This window comes from Streptomyces asoensis, assembly GCF_013085465.1.
Taxonomy (GTDB): domain Bacteria; phylum Actinomycetota; class Actinomycetes; order Streptomycetales; family Streptomycetaceae; genus Streptomyces; species Streptomyces cacaoi_A.
On sequence record NZ_CP049838.1, the window covers coordinates 66,135 to 84,666 of the forward strand.

The following is an 18,532-nucleotide window of genomic DNA, read 5'->3' on the forward strand; positions in this document are numbered from 1 at the left end:
CGTCCATGACCGGCATCCCGGCCATCTCCGCCTATCCGCTTCCGACCACGGGCCAGCTGCCCGCGGGCCCCGCCCCCTGGGAATTCGACCCCGGACGCGCGGTGCTCCTCGTGCACGACATGCAGCGCTACTTCCTTGCCGCGCTGCCCGCCCCGCTGCGCCGTGAGCTGCTGGACAACGCCGTCCGGCTGCGCGAGCACTGCGCGCTGCTCGGCGTGCCCGTCGCCTACACCGCCCAGTCCGGCGGCATGAGCGCGAAGGACCGCGGCCTGCTCAAGGACTTCTGGGGTCCGGGCATGCGCACCTCCGCCGAGGACCGCGCGATCGTCGCCGGACTGGAACCGGGCCCCGCCGACCCGGTGTTCGCCAAATGGCGCTACAGCGCCTTCCACCGCTCCCGGCTGTCGGCCTGGCTGCGTGAACAGGGCCGCGACCAGCTGGTGCTGTGCGGCGTGTACGCCCACATCGGGGTCCTGGCCACCGCGGTCGACGCGTTCAGCCACGACATCGAGACGTTCCTCGTCGCCGACGCCGTGGCCGACTTCTCCGAGCGGCAGCACCGTCAGGCGCTCGAGTACGCCGCGGCGCTGTGCGCCAGGGTCGTGACGACCAAGGAGGTGGTGAGGTGAGCGCGCTGCTGGAGCGGATCCTGACGGCGCCGCCCGCCGCGTACGCTCTGCTGTACCGGCCCGAGGCCACCGGGCCCGACCGCCTCGACGTCCTGACGGGCGAGGTGTCGCGGCCCGCGACGCTGGCGGAGATCCCGCTGGCCGAGCCGCCCTTGGCCGGTTCCGGCGCCCGGCACGAGCAGCTGGTGGTCGTGCCCTACCGGCAGATCGCCGAACTGGGCTACGCCTGCCCCGACGACGGGGCGCCGCTGCTGTCGATGACGGTCACCGGGCAGGAGACGGTGTCCCTGTACGAGGCGCTGAGCCGGCTGCCGCGGGTGGCGACCCCCCTGTCGGCGGGGTCCTTCGACCAGGACGACGACGCTTACGCGCAGACGGTGCGCGACGTCGTGCGGGAGGCGATCGGCACGGGCGCCGGCGCGAACTTCGTCATCAGGCGGTCCTTCGTCGCGGACATCACCGGCTACGGGCCGCACAGTGCCCTGGCCGTCTTCCGCCGCCTCCTGGAGAGCGAGTCGGGCGCGTACTGGACCTTCGTCATCCACACCGGCGAGCGCACCTTCGTGGGGGCGTCGCCGGAGCGGCACATCAGCGTCGAGGACGGGCTGGCGGTGATGAACCCGATCAGCGGGACCTACCGCTATCCGCCGACCGGGCCCACCCTGCCCGGCGTCATGGACTTCCTGGACGATGCCAAGGAGACCGACGAGCTGTGCATGGTGGTCGACGAGGAGCTGAAGATGATGGCCCGGATCTGCGTGTCCGGCGGCCAGGTCAGGGGCCCGTACCTCAAGGAGATGGCCCGCCTGGCGCACACCGAGTACTTCATCGAGGGCCGCACCGGCCGTGACCCGCGCGAGATCCTGCGCGAGACGATGTTCGCGCCGACCGTGACCGGAAGCCCGCTGGAGAGCGCCTGCCGGATCATCGCCCGGTACGAACAGGGGGGCCGCGGCTACTACAGCGGGGTCGCCGCGCTCATCGGCCACGACGGGCGGGGCGCGCGGACGCTGGACTCGGCCATCCTCATCCGTACCGCGGAGATCGACGGCGGCGGCCGGCTGCGGATCGGCGTCGGCTCCACGCTGGTGCGCCACTCCTGGCCGCAGGCCGAGGCGGCCGAGACCCGGGCCAAGGCGGCCGGGCTGATCGCCGCTCTGGAGGCGGGCGGCGACAGCATCTCGTTCGCGCAGCATCCCGACGTGCGTGCCGCTCTGGAGCGGCGCAACGACCGGCTGGCGCCGTTCTGGCTGCACGCGGGCGGCACGGCGGTCGTCTCGCCGCCGGAACTGGCCGGGCGTACCGTCCTCGTGGTCGACATGGAGGACACCTTCACCGCGATGATCGCCCATCAGCTGCGGGCGCTGGGTCTGGTCGTGACGGTGCGGCGGTTCGACGAGGCGTACACCTTCGACGGATACGACCTGGTGGTGCTCGGTCCGGGCCCGGGTGACCCCGCCGAGCCGGGGGACCCCCGTATGGAGAGCCTGCGCGGCGCGGTGCACACCCTGCTTCAGGGGCGGCGGCCGTTCGTGGCGGTGTGTCTCAGCCATCAGATGCTCGCCCTGCGCCTGGGGTTCGCGCTGATCCGCCGGGAGCTGCCCAACCAGGGTGTGCAGAAGGAGATCGACCTCTTCGGGGAGCGGGTGCGGGTGGGCTTCTACAACACGTACGCGGCACACGGAGCAAGCGACAGCGTGCTCGTCGACGGTATCGGGCTGGTCGAGGCGGCCAGGGACCCGGCCACCGGCGAGGTGCACGCGCTGCGCGGCCCGCACTTCGCGTCGATGCAGTTCCACGCGGAGTCCGTGCTCACCCCGGACGGCCCCGGGCTGCTGGCGCAGGCCGTGCGCACGGCGCTGGGAGTCGACGCGGCCCGCCCGGTCGCCGGCTTGGCCGGTGCGAGGACGGGCCTGCACCACCGCGCGGGGGTGGCCGCGATGACCCGGCCGCAGGGACAGCACCGCGAATCCGGCACCGGGACCCGGTGAGCGGCATGCACTCGTATCTCGTCGTGGACGCTTTCACCCGTGTGCGCCTTCAGGGCAACCCCGTGGCGGTCTTCTTCGACGGCGACGACCTGTCCGCGTCGGTGATGCAGCGCATCGCGCGGGAGATGAACCTTTCGGAGACCACGTTCGTGCTGCGCCCGCGGCACGGCGGCGACGCCCGGATCCGTATCTTCACCCCGGTCAACGAGCTGCCGTTCGCCGGCCATCCGCTGCTGGGGACGGCCGCCGCGCTCGGTGAACGCACCGACGGCGACACGCTGCGCCTGGAGACGGCCATGGGCACGATCCCCTTCGAACTGCACCGCCGGGACGGCCGGGTGACCGGTGCCCGGATGCGGCAGCCGATACCGACCTGGGAGCCGTTCGAGCGGGCCGGTGAACTCCTCGGCGCGCTGGGCGTGGACAAGTCGACGCTCCCGGTGGACATCTACCGCAACGGGCCCAGGCATGTGTTCGTCGGCCTGGAGAGCACGGCCGCGCTGTCCGCGCTGCGCCCCGACCACCGCGCCCTGTCGCGCTTCGAGGACCTGGCGGCCAACTGCTTCGCCGGCTCGGGGGCCCACTGGCGCACCCGGATGTTCTCGCCCGCCTACGGGGTGGTCGAGGACGCGGCCACCGGGTCGGCCGCCGGCCCGCTGGTCATCCATCTGCTGCGGCACGGGGCCCTCACCCAGGGCCGGAGCGCCGAGATCACGCAGGGCGTCGACATGGGCCGCCCTTCCCGCATGCTCGCCCGGATCGGCGGCAGCGGCGAGGACTTCACGAGCGTCGAGGTCGGCGGTGACTGCGTGATCGTGGCCCGCGGGACCCTTCTCGTCTGAGCGGCCCGCGTGGCCGGAAAGGAAGGACATGACAGCGAGCAGGTCGGAGAGCCTCACCGGCACCCTCCAGGTGCCGTTCCCGGAGTACGAGGACCCGGTCGCGGACCCGGTCGTACTGCTGCGCGGGTGGCTGCGGGAGGCGCGGGAACTGAACGTACGGGAGCCGGCCGCGATGGCGCTCGCCACGGCCGACGCACGCGGCCGCGCGTCGGTGCGCACGGTCGTGCTGGCGCGGGTGACCGACCGCGGTCTGCTCTTCGCCAGCCACCGGGGCAGCCGCAAGGGCCGGGAGATGCGCGAGAACCCGTGGGCGTCGGGTCTTCTGTACTGGCGTGAGACCAGCCGTCAGGTCAGCGTCAGCGGGCCGGTACGGCGGGTGTCCGACGCGGCGTCGGACGCCCTGTGGGCGGCCCGGCCGGTGTTCACCCACGCCATGACGGTGGCGTCCCGGCAGAGCGAGCCGCTGGCGGACGCGGCGGAGCTGCGCGAGCGCGCGGCCCGGCTCGCCGGCTCGGCTCCGCACCCGCGTCCCGACACCTTCGTCGGTTTCGAACTGGACGCCCAGTGCCTGGAGTTCTGGTCCGACGGCACCGACCGGCTGCACGAGCGGCTCCGCTACGAACGCACGGACCAGGGGTGGTCCGTCACCCGTCTACAGCCCTGACACCGGACCCCGCCGGGAGCGGCAGGCCCCGCTCCCGGCGCCCGGGCGCCCGTCGGCCCGGCGCAGGACCGGGGGGCGAGGCGGTGGCGCGGCGGCGGCCGTGCACACCCGCGGCACCGCGGGGAGACGCGCGTCACATTCGCCGGCCTCACATTTTGCGGGGCTGTCTCGTCGTAGAGGTGTACCTGCCGACAAACATTTAGGGATGCGTCATGGAAGCCCGCTTGAACCTCTCCGCCAGCCCGCTCGCAGGCAAGGCCTTGAAGTACATCGCCTCGGCGAGCAAGGCGATCTTCGACGGCACGACGGTGCCGAAGGCAACTCAGGACCTGGTCATGCTCCGCGCCAGCCAGATCAACGGCTGCGGCTTCTGCACCGACATCCACACCAAGGACGCCGCGCACGCCGGGGAGACCACGGTGCGGGTCAACCTGGTCGCGGCCTGGCGCGAGTCCACGGTGTTCACCGACGCCGAGCGCGCCGCCCTGGAGCTGACGGAGCAGGGCACCCGCATCGCCGACGCGGCCGGCGGTGTGACGGACGAGGCCTGGTCCGATGCCTCCAAGCACTACAACGAGGAGGAGCTCGTCGCCCTGTCGACGCTCATCGCCCTCATCAACGCCACCAACCGTCTGGGCGTCATCACCCGGCAGCAGGGCGGCAGCTACCAGCCCGGCCAGCTCGGTTAACCAGCAGGAGACGGACGCCGCGTCATGCGGCGGCAAGGACGCCCCGGGCGCCGCACACCGCGGCCCGGGGCGTTTCCCGTCCCACCCGGCGATCCGCCGTGCCCCGTGCGCAGCGGACGCCGTGAGCGCACCGGGCGGCGGGCGCGGGCCGTCTCGCAGTGCGTACGGCCCGCGCCGGCTCGAGGGCACGCAGATGCTCCGTCAGAGCGTCCAGGACCGGAGCTTGTCGGGGTTGAGCACCGCCCAGATGTGCTTGATCCGGTCGCCTGCCACGTCGAACGCCAGCACCGACAGGGCGACACCGTCGCGTTGCAGCACCAGACCGGGCTGGCCGTTGACCTTGCACTCCAGGATCGTCAGGTCGGGTGCGGTGCCCGCGGAATCGATGAAGAAGCGGGCGACCTGCTCGCCGCCCTCGACGGGGTGGAGCTGAGCCCCGACCAGGCCGCCGCCGTCGGTGATCGTCGTGGCATCGGGATCGAGCAGGCCGATGAGGGCTTCGATGTCCTGGGACTCCCATGCCTGCTTGAAGTCCCTGACGATGCCCGCGCGTTGGGCTGCCGCGGTCTCGGGAGCCTGCTGCCCGCGCATACGGCGGCGGGCCGACGAGGCCAGCTTGCGGCATGCCGCCGGCGTCCGGCCGACGATCTCCGCCACTTCCGCGAACGAATAGTGGAAGACGTCGTGCAGGATGAAGGCGACGCGCTCGGCCGGGGTCATCGACTCGAGCACGATGAGGAAGGCCATGTTGACCGACTCGTCGAGGGTGACCCGGTCGGCCGGGTCGACGGCGCCGCCGGACCGCCCGCTGAACCACTCCATACGGTCGGGCAGCGGCTCCGGCACCCATTCGCCCACGTACATTTCGCGCTTGGCCCGCGCCGAGCCGAGCAGGTCGAGGCAGATGCGGCCGGCGACCCTGGTCAGCCAGCCGCCGGGAGACGCGATGTCCTCCCGCTGCCGTGGGGACATGGCGTACCAGCGGACGTACGTCTCCTGGACGACGTCCTCGGCGTCGGCCACGGAGCCGAGCAACCGGTACGCGAGATTGATCAGCTGACGCCGCTCGCTCAGGACCGCGCTCAGAGCCGGATCGAGCCGGCCGTCTCCTAAATCGGACTGCACGCTCATGGTGTCGCCGCCCCCCTCGGCCGCGCCTTTCCCCACCGGTGTGACGAGGCGTCATACCCGGGCGGCGCGTCGCCTCAGTTTACCTGGGGGGACTTGGAGATCACCTGAGGAGACAGCCCCGATTGACAGCGACCGCCGGCCGCCGTTCGAGGCACCGTCTCGCGCCGGTGGAAACGCGGTGGAGAGCCGCTGCCCGAAGCCCCTGACGGGTTCGGTTCGCGTGGACCTGCCCTCACCTGCGCACGGTGCCGCGACGGCGCCGGTTCCCGGCCGTGCGGCCGGTGTCCGAGCGCGGAGGTTCCGATGTTGCACACCGCGTCGCGGCCGACTCGCGCGTCTATGGTGGCGCCGGTTGGATTCGCCCCCGGCGGCGGAGGGCACGCCGAGTCGAGGAGCGCCATGTCGAGAGCAAACATGCCTTGGGCGGGGTCCTCCCGGCAGCGGCAGCCGTGCCCGGCGCCCTGACCCGGACCGGCCGCACGGCGGGCGCCCGCACCCCGGTCGGCACAGCGGCCGCCCGGCCGTCGGCCCGCGCGGCGCCGTCCACGTCAGCGGCGACCCGCCGAACGCCGGCGGGGGTGCCGCTGAAGTTCCGGCCGCCTGCCCCCGGTTCACCTGCTTCTACAGTTGCGAGGCATCCATGACGCAAGAAGCCGTGACGGAACCACTCGTCGCCTTCCCCCAGGACCGTACGTGTCCCTACCACCCGCCGGCCGGGTACGACCCGCTGCGTGCGGCCCGTCCGCTGTCCCGGGTCAGGCTCTACGACGGGCGCTCGGTGTGGCTCGTCACCGGGTTCGCCGCGGCCCGGGAGCTGCTCAGCGACCCGCGGCTGTCCGCCGACCAGGACAACGAGGCGTTCCCCTCGCCGACCGAGGGCTTCAAGAACCGCGTCCGCGGGCGCCGTCTCTCCCTCCTGGGCATGGACGACCCCGAGCACAAGGCGCTGCGGCGGACGGTGATTCCCAGTTTCACGGCCAAACGCATCTCCGCTCTGCGCCCGCGCGTCCAGGAGATCGTCGACCGGCTCATCGACGACATCATCGCCCAGGGGCCGCAGGCCGAGCTGGTGAGCGCCTTCGCGCTGCCGGTGTCGTCCCAGGTGATGTGCCTCCTGCTCGGTGTGCCGTACGCCGATCACGAGTTCTTCGAGGAGCAGTCGCGGCGGTTGCTGGCCGGCCCGACGGTCGCGGACACGCAGCAGGCCGGGGAGCGGCTCGACGCCTACCTGGGCGCGTTGATCGAGCACAAGCAGCGCGAGCCCGGTGACGGACTGCTCGACGAGCTGATCCACGAGCAGCTCGCCGAAGGGGTCATCAAGCGCGACGAGTTGATGGCGCTGGCGGCCCTGCTGGTCGTCGCGGGGCACGAGACCACCACGAACATGATCTCTCTTGGGACGTTCACGCTGCTGGAACATCCCGACCGGCTCGCCGAGCTTCGCGCGGACCCGGAGCTGATGCCCGCGGCCGTCGAGGAGCTGCTGCGTTTCCTGTCCGTCGCCGAGGGCGGGATGCGGGTGGCGACGCAGGACATCGACTTCGGCGGGCAGACGATCCGCGCCAACGACGGCGTCATGATGTCGACGTCCCTGATCAACCGTGACACCGCGGTCCACAGCGAGCCCGACGAGCTGGACTGGCACCGCCCGGACCGCCACCACCTCGCGTTCGGTTTCGGCATGCACCAGTGCCTGGGGCAGAACCTGGCCCGGGCCGAGATCGAGATCGCGCTGCGCACCCTGTTCGAGCGGCTGCCCGGTCTGAAGCTCGCGGTGCCCGCGCGGGAGATCCCCTTCAAACCGGGGACCACTCTGCAGGGCATGATCGAACTCCCGGCCACCTGGTAGGTGATGAGCGTGCGGATCCACATCGACAAGGACCGGTGCATGGGCGCGGGCATGTGCGCGCTCACCGTCCCGGGCGTCTTCACGCAGGACGACGACGGTCTCAGCGAGATCCTGCCCGGGCGTGAGGACGGCGCGGGTGAGCCGCTGGTGCGCGAGGCCGTACGGGCCTGTCCGGTGCAGGCCATCGCCGTCGAGGGAGAGTGAGGCAGCGGCCGCCGGGCCGGACGGGTTGCTGATGTCCGGCCGGGGCGGGTGAGAGGCCGCGGGCGAGGTGCGCCCGCGGCCTTCCGGGCGTACAGGGCGCTGCGCTGCGCGCTCGGCGGCCGGCCGTTCGGTGTGCTTCTTCCCCGTCACGGGGCGCCCGACCGGCGGTGTGGTGTGCCGGTACGGGCGCCGCAGGAGGCTGCACCGCGGTGCAGCCTCCTGCGGCGATTCCCGGGTGGGTGAACCGGGTCAGCGGGCCGGGAACTTCAGGAGTTCGCCGCTGGTGCCGAGTGCGTTGTTGGTGACGTAGATGTCACCGCGCGGGCCGACAGCCACGCCCAGCGGCACGGTCAGGCGGTTGCCGGTGTCGATCGGGGTGAGGGCGCCCGTCCTCTTGTTGATCCGGGTCAGCGCGCCGGGCAGCGGGGCGGTCGAGGTTCCGGTGTTGTAGGACAGGGCGATCAGGTCGCCGTCGGGGGCCAGGGCGAGGTCGATGACGTCGGTCAGGCCGGTGGCGAAGACGGTCGGCGTACTGCCGGGGACATAGCGCCAGACACGGCCGAGGCCCTGCCGCAGGGCGCTCATGTCGGAAATGTAGAAGGCGCCGTCGCGGCCGCGCACGATGCCGGTCGGCACCGCCTGGGCCTGTCCGGCCGGGGTCAGCGGCTGGACGGCCGGGGAGGCGGCGGGCAGCACGTTGTTGGGGAAGACGAACTCGGTCGTGGTGGTGCCGTCGGGGTGGACCCGGATCAGGTCGTTGGCGCCGGCGTCGGTGACCAGGAAGTCGCGGCCGTCCCTGGCGAAGTCGGCCGGGTTGGAGAAGACCTCGTTGTTGCCGGTCACGGAGTCCGGGTCGTGCCGGGCCTCGTGCCCGGCCAGGTCCCCCAGCACCTTGCCCCGGGCCGTGCTCAGCGTGCCCAGCGGCCCGCTGCCCGCGCCGAGCGCCGCACGGTCCGCGGGCAGGCCGCTGAGGCCGTAGACCACCCGGTAGGCGCCGTTGCGGCCGGCTTCGGACCGGAGTGCTCCGGTGACCAGGCTGGAGCCGTCGGTGCGGTAGATCAGCTGGGAGGGCAGGCCGGTGACGACACGGCTCTGCCGGGAGCCCTTGACCCGGTAGAGGGAGCCGGTGAAGCCCAGGCACCGGGTGATGGCGCCGGGCGACGCCGTGCAGGGGGTGGCCGGGCCGCTGCCGGCCTCCGCGACCAGGACCGAGCCGTCGGGCTGCACCGTGACGCCCCGCGGGTTGTGCAGGCCGCTCGCCACCACCACGGGCGCGGCCTTGGGCGGGTGGGCGGCGGACGCGGCCCGGGTCCCGGCCTGGGCCGGGATCACCGTCGCCGTGAGGCTGCCCACGACCGCCGCCGCCAGGAAGGCCCCCGCCCAGGACTTGCTTGCTTTCGACATGTCACTCCTCAACTCGGCACGCCCCCACAAGAAGTGGGTGAATTCAACCGGCGGTCACCATAGGCGCAGGAGTTGACCGGAACGCACTGTGCAACATCGGAAAGGGGGGTGTGGGCGCACCGGCCGCACGGGCAGGAATCGGTAACCGTCCGGCGCCGTGCGCCGGGTGAGGGCGGAGTGCGGACGAACGGATTCCGTGCGTGGTCCGGGGAGCGGCTCCCCCGCCTTGCGCGGCGTGGCCGCCGGTGTATTGCGCGGTGGGTGCCGTGGTGGCGGGGAAAGGGCAGCTGTACCGGTCAGCGGGCCGGGAATTTCAGGAGCTGGCCGCTGGTGCCGAGTGCGTTGTTGGTGACGTAGATGTCACCGTTGCGGCTGACGGTCACGCCCGCGGGCATGTTCAGGCGGTTGCCGGTGTCGATCGGGGTGAGGGCGCCCGTCCTCTTGTTGATCCGGGTCAGCGCGCCGGGGCCCGGGTCGGCCGGCGGGAGCGAGGTCCTGGTGCCGTAGGACAGGGCGATCAGGTCGCCGTCGGGGGCCAGGGCGAGGTCGGTGACGTCGGTCAGGCCGGTGGCGAAGACGGTCGGCCGGCTGCCGGGAACGTAGCGCCAGACACGGCTGAGGCCCTCGTGCATGCCGCCCATGGTGGCGAGGTAGAAGGCGCCGTCGCGGCCGCGCACGATGCCGGTCGGCACCGCCTCGGTCTGGCCGGCCGGTGCCAGCGGCTGACCGGCCGGGGAGGCGGCGGGCAGGATGCTGTTGGGGAAGACGAACTCGGTCGTGGTGGTGCCGTCGGGGTGGACCCGGATCAGGGTGTTGGCGGCGGCGTCGGTGACCAGGAAGTCGCGGCCGTCCCTGGCGAAGTTGTGCGGGTTGGAGAAGACCTCGTTGTTGCCGAGCACGGAGTCGGGGTCGAGCCGGCCCTCGTGGTCGGCGAGGTCCCCCAGGGCCCTGCCGCCCGCGATGCTCAGTGTGCCCAGCGGCGCCGCGTCCGGGCCGAGGGCCGCACGGATGGCGGGGGTGCCGTTCAGGCCGTAGACCACACGGTAGGTGCCCTTCGCGGTGGCCTCGGCCTGGATCGCCCCGTTGACCGCGGTGCTGCCGTCGGCCCGGACGCCCATCTCGGAGGGCAGGCCGGTGACGACACGGCCCTGCCGGGAGCCCTTCACCCGGTAGAGGGAGCCGGTGAGGCCCAGGCACCGGGTGCCCGGCGTCGTGCAGGGGCCTCCCGAGCCGTTGCCGGCCTCCGTCACCAGGACCGAGCCGTCGGCCTGGACCCGGACCGCGCGCGGGTTGTGCAGGCCGCTCGCCACCACCACGGGCGCGGCCTTGGGCGGGTGGGCGGCGGGCGCGGCCCGGGTCCCGGCCTGGGCCGGGATCGCCGTCGCCGTGAGGCCGGCCGCAACGGCCGCCGCGAGGAAGGCCCCCGCCCAGGACTTGGATGCTTTCGACATGTCACTCCTCAACTTGGCACGCCCTCCGCGAGTCAGGGGCGAATCCAACCGGCGGTCACCATAGACGCAGGAGTTCACCGGAACGCAGTGTGCGACACCGGACATTCCGCGGTTGAACACTGGCCACCGAGGCTGAAATCAGCAACCCTTCAACTCCGAGCAGCAACTCGCCTCCTTTCACGCGAAAGGCGGCGCCCCGTGCGGCAACGTGCGCGGTAATCCGCCGGCTTGTGTGTCTGTGCAAGGCGGAGAGTTGTTCACCCGAGCCGCTCCGGAATCCTGTCGTCCGCGCTGTGTCCTTGTCTGCGCACGGCGCAGAAGGGCCACTGGTTCTTCATCTCCGTGGCCGCAGGTAATCGCGGAATCCGCGATGTTGCACACCGCGTTCCGGCAGAACTCTCGTATTTGTGGTGTCGCCGGTTGGATTCGTCCCTGACTGCGGGGGCGTCAAGTTGAGGAGTGTCATGTCGAAAGCATCCAAGTCCTGGGCGGGGGCCTTCCTGGCGGCGACGGTCGTGGCCGGCCTCACGGCGACGGTGGTCCCGGCCCAGGCCGCGGCCGGCTCGCAGGCGCCCAGGGCCGCGGCCGCCCCCGTGGTCCTGGCGAGCGGTCTGCACAACCCGCGGGGCGTGCGGGTCCAGGCCGACGGCTCGGTCGTGGTGACCGAGGTCGGCAGCGGCTCGGGGGCCCCCTGCGCGGCACCGCCGGTCGGTGCCCCCCTGGCCCGGTGCCTGGGCTTCACCGGCTCCCTCTACCAGGTGAAGGGCTCCACGCAGAGCCGTATCGTCACCGGTCTGCCCTCCGAGCAGATCGTCCGCAGCGACGGCCTCACCCGCGTCAACGGGGCGATCCAGAGCGAGGCGACCGCGAAGGGCGCCTACCGTGTGGTCTACGGCCTCAGCGGCGTCCCCGCGGACCGTGCGGCGCTCGGCGCGGACGCGGCGCCGCTGGGCACGCTGAGCATCGCGGGCGGCAGGGTGCTGGGGGACCTGGCCGACCACGAGGGCCGGCTCGACCCGGACTCCGTGCTCGGCAACAACGACGTCTTCTCCAACCCGCACGACTTCGCCCGGGACGGCAAGGACTTCCTGGTCACCGACGCCGCCGGCAACACCCTGATCCGGGTCCACCCCGACGGCACCACCACGACCGAGTTCGTCTTCCCCAACAACGTGCTGCCGGCCGCCGCTTCGGCCTCCGGTGCGCAGTCGTCCGCCGACGCCACGGTGCTGGCGGCGCCGGCCGGCCAGACCGAGGCGGTGCCGACCGGCATCGTGCGCGGCCGCGACGGGGCGTTCTACATCTCCACCATGAGCGGCATGAACAAGGACCTCACCCGTATCTGGCGCTATGTGCCCGGCAGTGCGCCGACCGTCTTCGTCACCGGCCTGACCGACGTCATCGACCTCGCCCTGGCCCCCAACGGCGACCTGATCGCCCTGTCCTACGGCACCGGCCCGGCGTCCGCCCTGGGTCCCGGTGCGCTGACCCGGATCAACAAGAAGACGGGCGCCCTCACCCCGATCGACACCGGCAGCCGGCTGAAGGTGCCCTTCGGGCTGGACGTCAGCGCGAACGGTGACGTCTACGTCACCAACGACATCGACACCACCGGCGAGCTGCTGAAGTTCCCGGCCGCCGTCTGACCCGGCCGCCGGTGGACCGCCCGCTGCTCTTGCGGCGGGCGGTCCGCTGCCGTGGGCCGGCCGGGTACGGGCGGCGGCTACCGGGCGAGTTCGGCCAGTTCGTCGATCCGCGTCAGCTTCCGCGGGTTGCGCACCACGTAGACCCGGGTGACCCGCCCGTTCTCCACCTCGAGGCTCACCGCGGCCGGCTCGCCGTCGAACTCGATGCGGCCCGCCGGCGCGCCGTTGAGCCATACGGCCGTCGTCTCGAACGCGGCCACCACCCGGTTCGCGCGTGCGAGGAGTTCCGCCACCGGCTGGGCGCCGTGGACCGGGGCCAGAACGGCGGCGACCAGCCCGCCGCCATCGGCGACCAGGACCACGTCCGGCGCCATGACCTCCAGCAGTTCCTGTAGTTTCCCGGTGCGCAGCGCGGCCAGGAACCGCTCGACCACGGCCTGCCGCTCGGACTGGCTCACCTGCACCCGTGGCCGCTTGGCCGCCACGTGTTCGCGTGCCCGCCGGGCGATCTGCCGTACCGTGGCCGCGGATTTCCCGATGGCCTCGGCGATCTCGCCGTAGGGCATGTCGAAGACCTCGCGGAGTACGAACACCGCCCGCTCCGTCGGCCCGAGCGTCTCGAGCACGGTCAGCATGGCGATGGAGACGCTCTCCGCGAGTTCGACGTCCTCGGCGACGTCGGGGCTGGTCAGCAGCGGTTCCGGCAGCCACTCGCCCACGTATTCCTCACGGCTGCGTGACAGTGTCCGCAGCCGGTTGAGCGCTTGCCGCGTGACGACGCGGACGAGGTACGCCCGCGGGTCACGCACCTGTAAGGGGTCGACGTCGGCCCATCGCAGCCAGGATTCCTGGAGCACGTCCTCCGCGTCGGCCGCCGACCCGAGCATCTCGTAGGCGACGGTGAACAGCAGGCTGCGATGGACGACGAACGGATCATCGGTCATGGCGTCATGCTACGGCGGGGCTCTGCGCACGCTGGGCCAGCGGAATCTCGCACACCTCGGAGTAGCCCTGCGAGGTGATCCCGTGCGCCGTGTTGATCCTGGTGGCCAGGTTGGCGTAGCCGATGAACACGGTGAGCTCGACCAGCGCCGCCGCGCCGAGCCGCTCCAGCAGGCTCGCCGACAGCTCGTCGGTGACGGTCGGCGGCGTGTTCGTCATGGCCTCGGCGTATTCCATCACGTCCCGCTCGAGCGGCGTGAACACGTCCGAGTCCCGCCAGCGCGGGACCTGGCTCGCCTTGGTCATGTCGAGGCTCTGGTGCAGTGCCGCGAAGTAGTTGATGTCGAGGCACCAGCTGCAGCCGACCTGCGCCGCGACGGCCATGTGGGCGAATGTCTTCAGGCCCGCGTCGGCGTAGTCCCACTGGGCCACCTTGGCCGAGAACTCCTGGTTGGACGTGGCGACGTCGGGGGCGTTGTACACCACCTCGACGGGCTCGGGCACGGCGCCGAGCTGCTTGAGCAGGCTTTCCCTCAGCTCGGTGGGGAGCTCTACCTTGGGGATACGCAGTGTCATGGTGTTCTCCTTAATCGGTGGCCTGTCGGCCTGTGCAACATGAAGACACCGCCGGGCCCGCGAATGTGACATCCGCGGCCGGTCAGCCGATCCCCGCCGGCCGCAGCAGCGGCTTCACCCGGGGCGTGAGCACAGCGGGACGGGGCGGGTGCGGCGGACGCGGCGGCGGTGTGTCCGCTGCCCGGCCGGTGCGTGTGCGGTGTGCCGGTGCGGTGTGCGCGGGGGCTATTCGGCGCGCTGCTGGAGCTGTGCCGCCAGTTCGCTCCAGGCGGCCGCGCAGCTGCGGGCCAGGTCGGCGACCTCGGGAGCCCAGTGGCAGGGCAGTCCCTGCTCGAGGGTCTCGATGCTGTCGCCGTCGACGGAGTAGTGGTGCAGCCAGCGCAGCGCGCGCCGGCCGGCTTCGTTGAGCCGCAGCGAGGGGTCCTCGCTGAGCTTGGCGAGCAGCTTCTGCCGGTCCACCGGGGCGACTTCGCGGTCGGCGGGGGCGGCGGGCGGGCGCGGGCGGTTCGTGGCGGGCCGGGTGTCGCGGACGCTGCGGTAGCGGCCCGGGACGGGGTCTTCGCCGCGGTCGATGCGCTGGCGCACGTCGCGCACGGTGGCCGGGGAGAGCCCGGTGGCGCGGGCGACCTCGCGCAGACCGGCGTCGGGCCGGTCGAGGAAGATCGCTGCGGCTCGGCGGCGGCCCTGGCCGCTGTCGACGGGGCGCATCCGGCCGTCCCGGCCGAGTCTGGTGCCGGACTGCCCGCTCTGTTCTGCGGAGGACTGCGAACGGATGCGGGAGACGGTCTTGTCGGAGATCCCGGTGGCGGCGGCGACCGCGCGGTCCGACCACCGCGGGTGGGTCAGGATGATGCGTGCCGCCGCGGCCGCCCGGTCGGCCCGCGACAGCGGCAGACCGTGGGTGACGTTGGCCTTCACGGACAGGACGAAGGCGGCGGCCTCGTCGCAGTCCAGCAGCCGGGCGGCGATCCCGCCCCGGCCGTTGAGCAGGGCCGCGCGCACCCGGTGGGCGCCGTCGATGACGCGCAGGGTGGGGCGGTGCACGGTGATGGGGGGCAGGGCGTCCCCGGCCTCGGCGAGCATCCGTACGTGGTCCTGGTCCTCTCCGTCCAGACGGGGAGAGTCCTCGAAGACGAGCGAGCCGATCCGTACGCGGGTGATCGGGTGCGATTCGATCCAGATCGCCGACGACTCGATCTCGTCGAGATCGGCAGTCGGATATGTCAACTGCTCGGTCAGAGACAACTTGCACCTCCTGACAGCAATGCGGAAGCGGAGCCCATTTCCGGTGGCTAGGTTATTCGGATCCATGCTGGAGGGTGCAGGCCCTGACATGTTCAGTGAATACGGCTGTCATGCGTGTTCCGTTCCCCCGTTGTTGCGCAGATCCCCCGTTGTGTGCCCATACGTGACTCGGGGCACTGGGAGATTTCCACGGGCGATCGGGGGTGTCAACGTTCTTTCTACCGGAGCGAGAGCAATCGTCTAGCAGTGTGTGAGTTTCTCTTTCACCGTCAGAAACCGCTGAAGGGGAGCTTGAGATTCCGTCAAGGATCCGGCTTGCGGCGGCTGAGAGGTGTCCCTCGCGTAAACAGGCGGGAACGGTGCCGCCGCAGAGCCGGTTTCACCCGAGGGCGTCGAGGACGTCCTGGAAGCGGCGCGGGTCGAAGTAGTCGTGGCAGGCGCTGATCAGCCCGTCCTGGAACCGGAAGACCGCGATGCTGTCGTTGGTGTACACCGCTCCGCCGGCGAGTGTCGCGCGGACCCTGTACTGCACGCAGATCGCGTCGGAGCCCACGGCGGGGTGGACACCGGTCAGTTCGGTGCCGAACGTCTCGTACACCGCGAACAGTTCCTGGTACGCCGCGACGATCTTGTCCTTGCCCTCGGTCGGGGACGGGCTCCCCTGGGGGGAGTACGGCACGGTGAGCACACCTTGGTCGTGCCACAGCTCGCCCCACGCGTCGAGGTCCTTGGCGTTCAGCAGCTCGAAGAACCGGTGCGCCGTGCCGACCTTGGCGGCGAAGACGCCCAGGAACGCGGCGGTGTCGACGTACTCGGTGAACTCGGCGATCCGGTTGTGCTCCAGCCGGAAGATCGACGCCCCCCGGTTGCGGTAGGTGCCTCCGCCGAGCAGTTCGATCTCCAGCGTCCAGGTGGCCAGCACCCGCCGGGGATCGGCCATCGGTTCGGCGTCCCAGGTGAACCGTGTCGTGCCGAAGAGGGCGAAGAACTGGCGGAGCCCGGCCACGATGGCGTCCCGCCCGGCGAACTCCCCGGGAACGCCGTACGGGGTGACGGGAACCCGGTACACGGCGTCCGCCGTCCACAGTTCCGCGAACGCGTCGAGGTCCTTGGCCTCCAGGGCGCCGTAGAAGGCGTGCACGACGCGAACGGCATGCCGGCGCTGCTCGTCCGGGTCCGCCGCCTGCGGCAGGTCTGTGTCATCACTCTGATCAGTCATGGGCCCGATGATTTCCTTGCTGTGGGAAGGGTCTGACGGTCCGAGGGCCTCGCGCCCCTCGGTTTCCGCGGCGTCCGGGCGGCCCGGCGCCGCCATGGGAGTGCGCGCCGGCTGTCACCTGAGGATTTTCCGCAGAACCTCCCACTGCAACGGACCGAATTGATAGTACGATCCGACGTTGAACCATTCACCGTCAGGCGACCACTTGACGATCGAAATGCTGAAACGCTCCCCCTCGTACGTGTACGGGGTGCCTGTCACGAACCGCTTGATCTCCGGCTCGACCCGGGCCTGGATCACCGGCAGGTCCAGGCTTCGGGCAAAGCTGATCCGCTCGATCTTCGAAGAATCCCAGCCGAGGGTGACGTAGACCCTGAACGTTTTGCCGGCGGACTCCAGCAGCTCCTGCTCCGGTTCCGGCAGACCCAGCTCCTGGAGCATCGAAAGAATGACCTTCGGTTCGATGCCGGGGACCTGGAAGTACAGATTCGTCGTCCTGTTCCGGTAGTCGATCGCGATCATCGCGACGTCGTCCAGGCCGTGCCGGGCGAAAAACCCGGCGTTCTCGGCCAGAGCGGGCGGAATGGACGGGACGGCGGCGAGCTGTGACACCGACTGCACGTCACGGGGGAAGTGCACATAGACCTTGTTGAACCCGCCGACGACTCCGAAGTCGATGAGGTACTCGTCGATGGAGCACCGCTCATGGAGGTCCGAGAGCAGGGAGCCGACGGGATGGTCGGTCTTCTCGAGAAAGCCGTTCGCCAGAGCATGGGCGTAGGGATCAGCGATCCGTCGGGGCACCTGGATGGTGAGGTCGAGGTCTCCCGCGTGGCGCTCGCCCGCCGATGCGCTGAAGATGACCCCGCCCTCGAACGGCGCGAACGCGGTCAGGATCGGCCCGACCGTGTCACGTGAGCAGGGCACGTTCAGCAGTGCGGCCGCTTCCTCGATGGCCGCGTAGACCTCTTCCACCCCGGCAGTTCCGGGCATTTGTCCTCCAGGTGTCGGCATGAACGCTTGCTTGAACAGGGATTTCACGATCCGTCCTCCCGGGAGAGGGGACGGGTGACGAGGACCCGGGGGCCGGGGACCCGGGGAGGGATGCCGCGGCCGCCCCCGGGGGGCGCGCACGTCGGTACGCCCGCCCGCCCTCGGGGGATGGAGGCGGGCGGGCGCGCTGGGGGGTTTGCAGGCTTCACCCTAGGGACGGCTGATCCACAAGCCCCTTACGCGCTGCGGAACTTCGAGCTCACCTGCAGCGATGCTCCGGCTCACGCCGCCGCACCGAGGCCCTGGACGCCCTGCCGCTCCTGCCGCTCCTGCCGCTCCTGCTCGGCTGCGTACACCGCGAGGAAGGCGGCGAGCCCTCGCACCCCGTCGCCGCCCGCCGCGAACACGGTGACCGGGACGCTCCGCCCGGTCCCCGCCGACAGCGTGCTGTGCGCCCGCAGCGCAGCGGCCGCCAGTGCGCCCGGCAGGTGGTGGACGTCCGGGCCGGCGCCGGCCATGGCGAGGGCCTCGGCCCGGGCCCGGGAGGCGAACTCGGCCTTGCGCGCGGGCGGCTGCGGGATCGGCATGGCGGCGCTCCTCGGCGTGTTCGGGGGCGGGTGCGGCGTTCTCCCGGTGCGGGTGCGGGTGCGGGTGCGGGTGCGGGTGCGGGGGTGACGTCGCCGGCGTCGCGGTGGTGACGGCCCGACCAGGGCATTCCACAAGATCGCGGCACGGGCTCCGGGCGGCGATCAGTGACGAAAAGGGAAATTTACAACTGCTAGATTATCGCTCTCGTCCTGGTGGGGTGAACGTTGACACCCCTGAGCGCCCATGGAACTCTCCCAGTAATCCCAGAGATTCGCATGGACAAGCATCGGAGGGGGCTGCGCAGTATCGGGGGAACGGAACGCGCAGAGCAGTCCTGCCCGCGGAACGCGTCTGGGCCTGCGCCCGCCAGGAATGATCAGGACCCTTTCCGGGATTCTCTGGACGGGCCCGTTTCATTTACATCCGCGATGTCTTCCAGCGACCTCGGCGTGCGGATCAAGAAATACCG

The 18,532-nt window shown here is 71.4% G+C and carries 17 protein-coding genes; 8 read left to right on the forward strand and 9 right to left on the reverse strand.

Going from position 1 to position 18,532, the window contains the following annotated elements; translation table 11 throughout:
* Positions 1-5: 5 nt before the first annotated feature.
* The 5 genes from G9272_RS00325 to G9272_RS00345 all read left to right on the forward strand — a co-directional run bounded on the left by G9272_RS00325 (position 6) and on the right by G9272_RS00345 (position 4,815).
* Entirely contained in the window at positions 6-629 is a 624-nt protein-coding gene (locus G9272_RS00325) for an isochorismatase family protein (RefSeq protein WP_171394626.1), read from the forward strand.
* A complete protein-coding gene (locus G9272_RS00330; RefSeq protein ID WP_171394627.1) occupies positions 626-2,620 on the forward strand; it encodes an anthranilate synthase family protein in 1,995 nt (664 codons plus the stop codon). The genes G9272_RS00325 and G9272_RS00330 overlap by 4 nt, the downstream gene beginning before the upstream one ends.
* 5 nt (positions 2,621-2,625) lie before the next feature.
* The gene (locus G9272_RS00335) at positions 2,626-3,462 is read left to right on the forward strand and encodes a PhzF family phenazine biosynthesis protein (RefSeq protein WP_171394628.1); all 837 of its coding nucleotides are present in this window, start codon (positions 2,626-2,628) and stop codon (positions 3,460-3,462) included.
* Positions 3,463-3,490: 28 nt separating this feature from the next.
* Positions 3,491-4,126 carry a phenazine biosynthesis FMN-dependent oxidase PhzG gene (gene phzG, locus G9272_RS00340; RefSeq protein ID WP_171394629.1) on the forward strand — a complete coding sequence of 212 codons (636 nt, stop codon included), beginning with the start codon at positions 3,491-3,493 and terminating at the stop codon, positions 4,124-4,126.
* Between the two features lie 212 nt (positions 4,127-4,338).
* A complete protein-coding gene (locus G9272_RS00345) occupies positions 4,339-4,815 on the forward strand; it encodes a carboxymuconolactone decarboxylase family protein (RefSeq protein WP_171394630.1) in 477 nt (158 codons plus the stop codon).
* Between the two features lie 201 nt (positions 4,816-5,016).
* On the opposite strand, the gene sigJ is transcribed toward G9272_RS00345, so the two are convergent.
* A complete protein-coding gene (gene sigJ / locus G9272_RS00350) occupies positions 5,017-5,946 on the reverse strand; it encodes an RNA polymerase sigma factor SigJ (protein ID WP_171394631.1) in 930 nt (309 codons plus the stop codon).
* Positions 5,947-6,586: 640 nt separating this feature from the next.
* Here sigJ and G9272_RS00355 point away from each other — a divergent pair.
* Entirely contained in the window at positions 6,587-7,795 is a 1,209-nt protein-coding gene (locus G9272_RS00355; RefSeq protein ID WP_171394632.1) for a cytochrome P450, read from the forward strand.
* Positions 7,796-7,804: 9 nt separating this feature from the next.
* Positions 7,805-7,999, forward strand: coding sequence for a ferredoxin (locus G9272_RS00360; protein WP_171394633.1), 195 nt, complete (start codon positions 7,805-7,807; stop codon positions 7,997-7,999).
* A 249-nt stretch (positions 8,000-8,248) separates the two neighbouring features.
* Here G9272_RS00360 and G9272_RS00365 read toward each other — a convergent pair whose 3' ends face one another.
* Positions 8,249-9,403: a ScyD/ScyE family protein gene (locus G9272_RS00365; protein ID WP_171394634.1), complete on the reverse strand. Its 1,155-nt coding sequence runs from the start codon at positions 9,401-9,403 to the stop codon at positions 8,249-8,251.
* A gap of 296 nt (positions 9,404-9,699) precedes the next feature.
* A complete protein-coding gene (locus G9272_RS00370; RefSeq protein WP_171394635.1) occupies positions 9,700-10,854 on the reverse strand; it encodes a ScyD/ScyE family protein in 1,155 nt (384 codons plus the stop codon).
* A gap of 464 nt (positions 10,855-11,318) precedes the next feature.
* On the opposite strand from G9272_RS00370, the gene G9272_RS00375 reads away from it, so the two are divergent.
* The gene (locus tag G9272_RS00375; RefSeq protein WP_171394636.1) at positions 11,319-12,500 is read left to right on the forward strand and encodes a ScyD/ScyE family protein; all 1,182 of its coding nucleotides are present in this window, start codon (positions 11,319-11,321) and stop codon (positions 12,498-12,500) included.
* 77 nt (positions 12,501-12,577) lie between these two features.
* Here the strand turns inward: G9272_RS00375 and G9272_RS00380 are convergent, their stop codons facing one another.
* From G9272_RS00380 to G9272_RS00405, 6 genes are all read right to left on the reverse strand, one after another.
* Complete coding sequence (locus G9272_RS00380) at positions 12,578-13,444, reverse strand: RNA polymerase sigma-70 factor (RefSeq protein WP_171394637.1); 867 nt, start codon at positions 13,442-13,444, stop codon at positions 12,578-12,580.
* Positions 13,445-13,448: 4 nt separating this feature from the next.
* Entirely contained in the window at positions 13,449-14,018 is a 570-nt protein-coding gene (locus G9272_RS00385; RefSeq protein WP_171394638.1) for a carboxymuconolactone decarboxylase family protein, read from the reverse strand.
* A gap of 225 nt (positions 14,019-14,243) precedes the next feature.
* Positions 14,244-15,263, reverse strand: a complete 1,020-nt coding sequence (locus tag G9272_RS00390) for a ParB/RepB/Spo0J family partition protein (RefSeq protein ID WP_171394639.1) — start codon at positions 15,261-15,263, stop codon at positions 14,244-14,246.
* Positions 15,264-15,642: 379 nt separating this feature from the next.
* Positions 15,643-16,482: a nuclear transport factor 2 family protein gene (locus G9272_RS00395; protein WP_171394640.1), complete on the reverse strand. Its 840-nt coding sequence runs from the start codon at positions 16,480-16,482 to the stop codon at positions 15,643-15,645.
* Between the two features lie 114 nt (positions 16,483-16,596).
* Positions 16,597-17,523 carry an aromatic prenyltransferase gene (locus G9272_RS00400; RefSeq protein WP_253267629.1) on the reverse strand — a complete coding sequence of 309 codons (927 nt, stop codon included), beginning with the start codon at positions 17,521-17,523 and terminating at the stop codon, positions 16,597-16,599.
* Between the two features lie 233 nt (positions 17,524-17,756).
* Positions 17,757-18,062 carry a hypothetical protein gene (locus G9272_RS00405; protein WP_171394641.1) on the reverse strand — a complete coding sequence of 102 codons (306 nt, stop codon included), beginning with the start codon at positions 18,060-18,062 and terminating at the stop codon, positions 17,757-17,759.
* Between the last annotated feature and the right edge of the window lie 470 nt (positions 18,063-18,532).

Bases quoted from the DNA above. Each gene is read 5' to 3' on its own strand.
- G9272_RS00325 (WP_171394626.1), top strand. From the start codon at position 6: ATGACCGGCATCCCGGCCATCTCCGCCTATCCGCTTCCGACCACGGGC.
- G9272_RS00335 (WP_171394628.1), top strand. From the start codon at position 2,626: ATGCACTCGTATCTCGTCGTGGACGCTTTCACCCGTGTGCGCCTTCAG.
- phzG (WP_171394629.1), top strand. From the start codon at position 3,491: ATGACAGCGAGCAGGTCGGAGAGCCTCACCGGCACCCTCCAGGTGCCG.
- G9272_RS00345 (WP_171394630.1), top strand. From the start codon at position 4,339: ATGGAAGCCCGCTTGAACCTCTCCGCCAGCCCGCTCGCAGGCAAGGCC.
- sigJ (WP_171394631.1), bottom strand. From the start codon at position 5,946: ATGAGCGTGCAGTCCGATTTAGGAGACGGCCGGCTCGATCCGGCTCTG.
- G9272_RS00355 (WP_171394632.1), top strand. From the start codon at position 6,587: ATGACGCAAGAAGCCGTGACGGAACCACTCGTCGCCTTCCCCCAGGAC.
- G9272_RS00365 (WP_171394634.1), bottom strand. From the start codon at position 9,403: ATGTCGAAAGCAAGCAAGTCCTGGGCGGGGGCCTTCCTGGCGGCGGCG.
- G9272_RS00370 (WP_171394635.1), bottom strand. From the start codon at position 10,854: ATGTCGAAAGCATCCAAGTCCTGGGCGGGGGCCTTCCTCGCGGCGGCC.
- G9272_RS00375 (WP_171394636.1), top strand. From the start codon at position 11,319: ATGTCGAAAGCATCCAAGTCCTGGGCGGGGGCCTTCCTGGCGGCGACG.
- G9272_RS00380 (WP_171394637.1), bottom strand. From the start codon at position 13,444: ATGACCGATGATCCGTTCGTCGTCCATCGCAGCCTGCTGTTCACCGTC.
- G9272_RS00385 (WP_171394638.1), bottom strand. From the start codon at position 14,018: ATGACACTGCGTATCCCCAAGGTAGAGCTCCCCACCGAGCTGAGGGAA.
- G9272_RS00395 (WP_171394640.1), bottom strand. From the start codon at position 16,482: ATGACTGATCAGAGTGATGACACAGACCTGCCGCAGGCGGCGGACCCG.
- G9272_RS00405 (WP_171394641.1), bottom strand. From the start codon at position 18,062: ATGCCGATCCCGCAGCCGCCCGCGCGCAAGGCCGAGTTCGCCTCCCGG.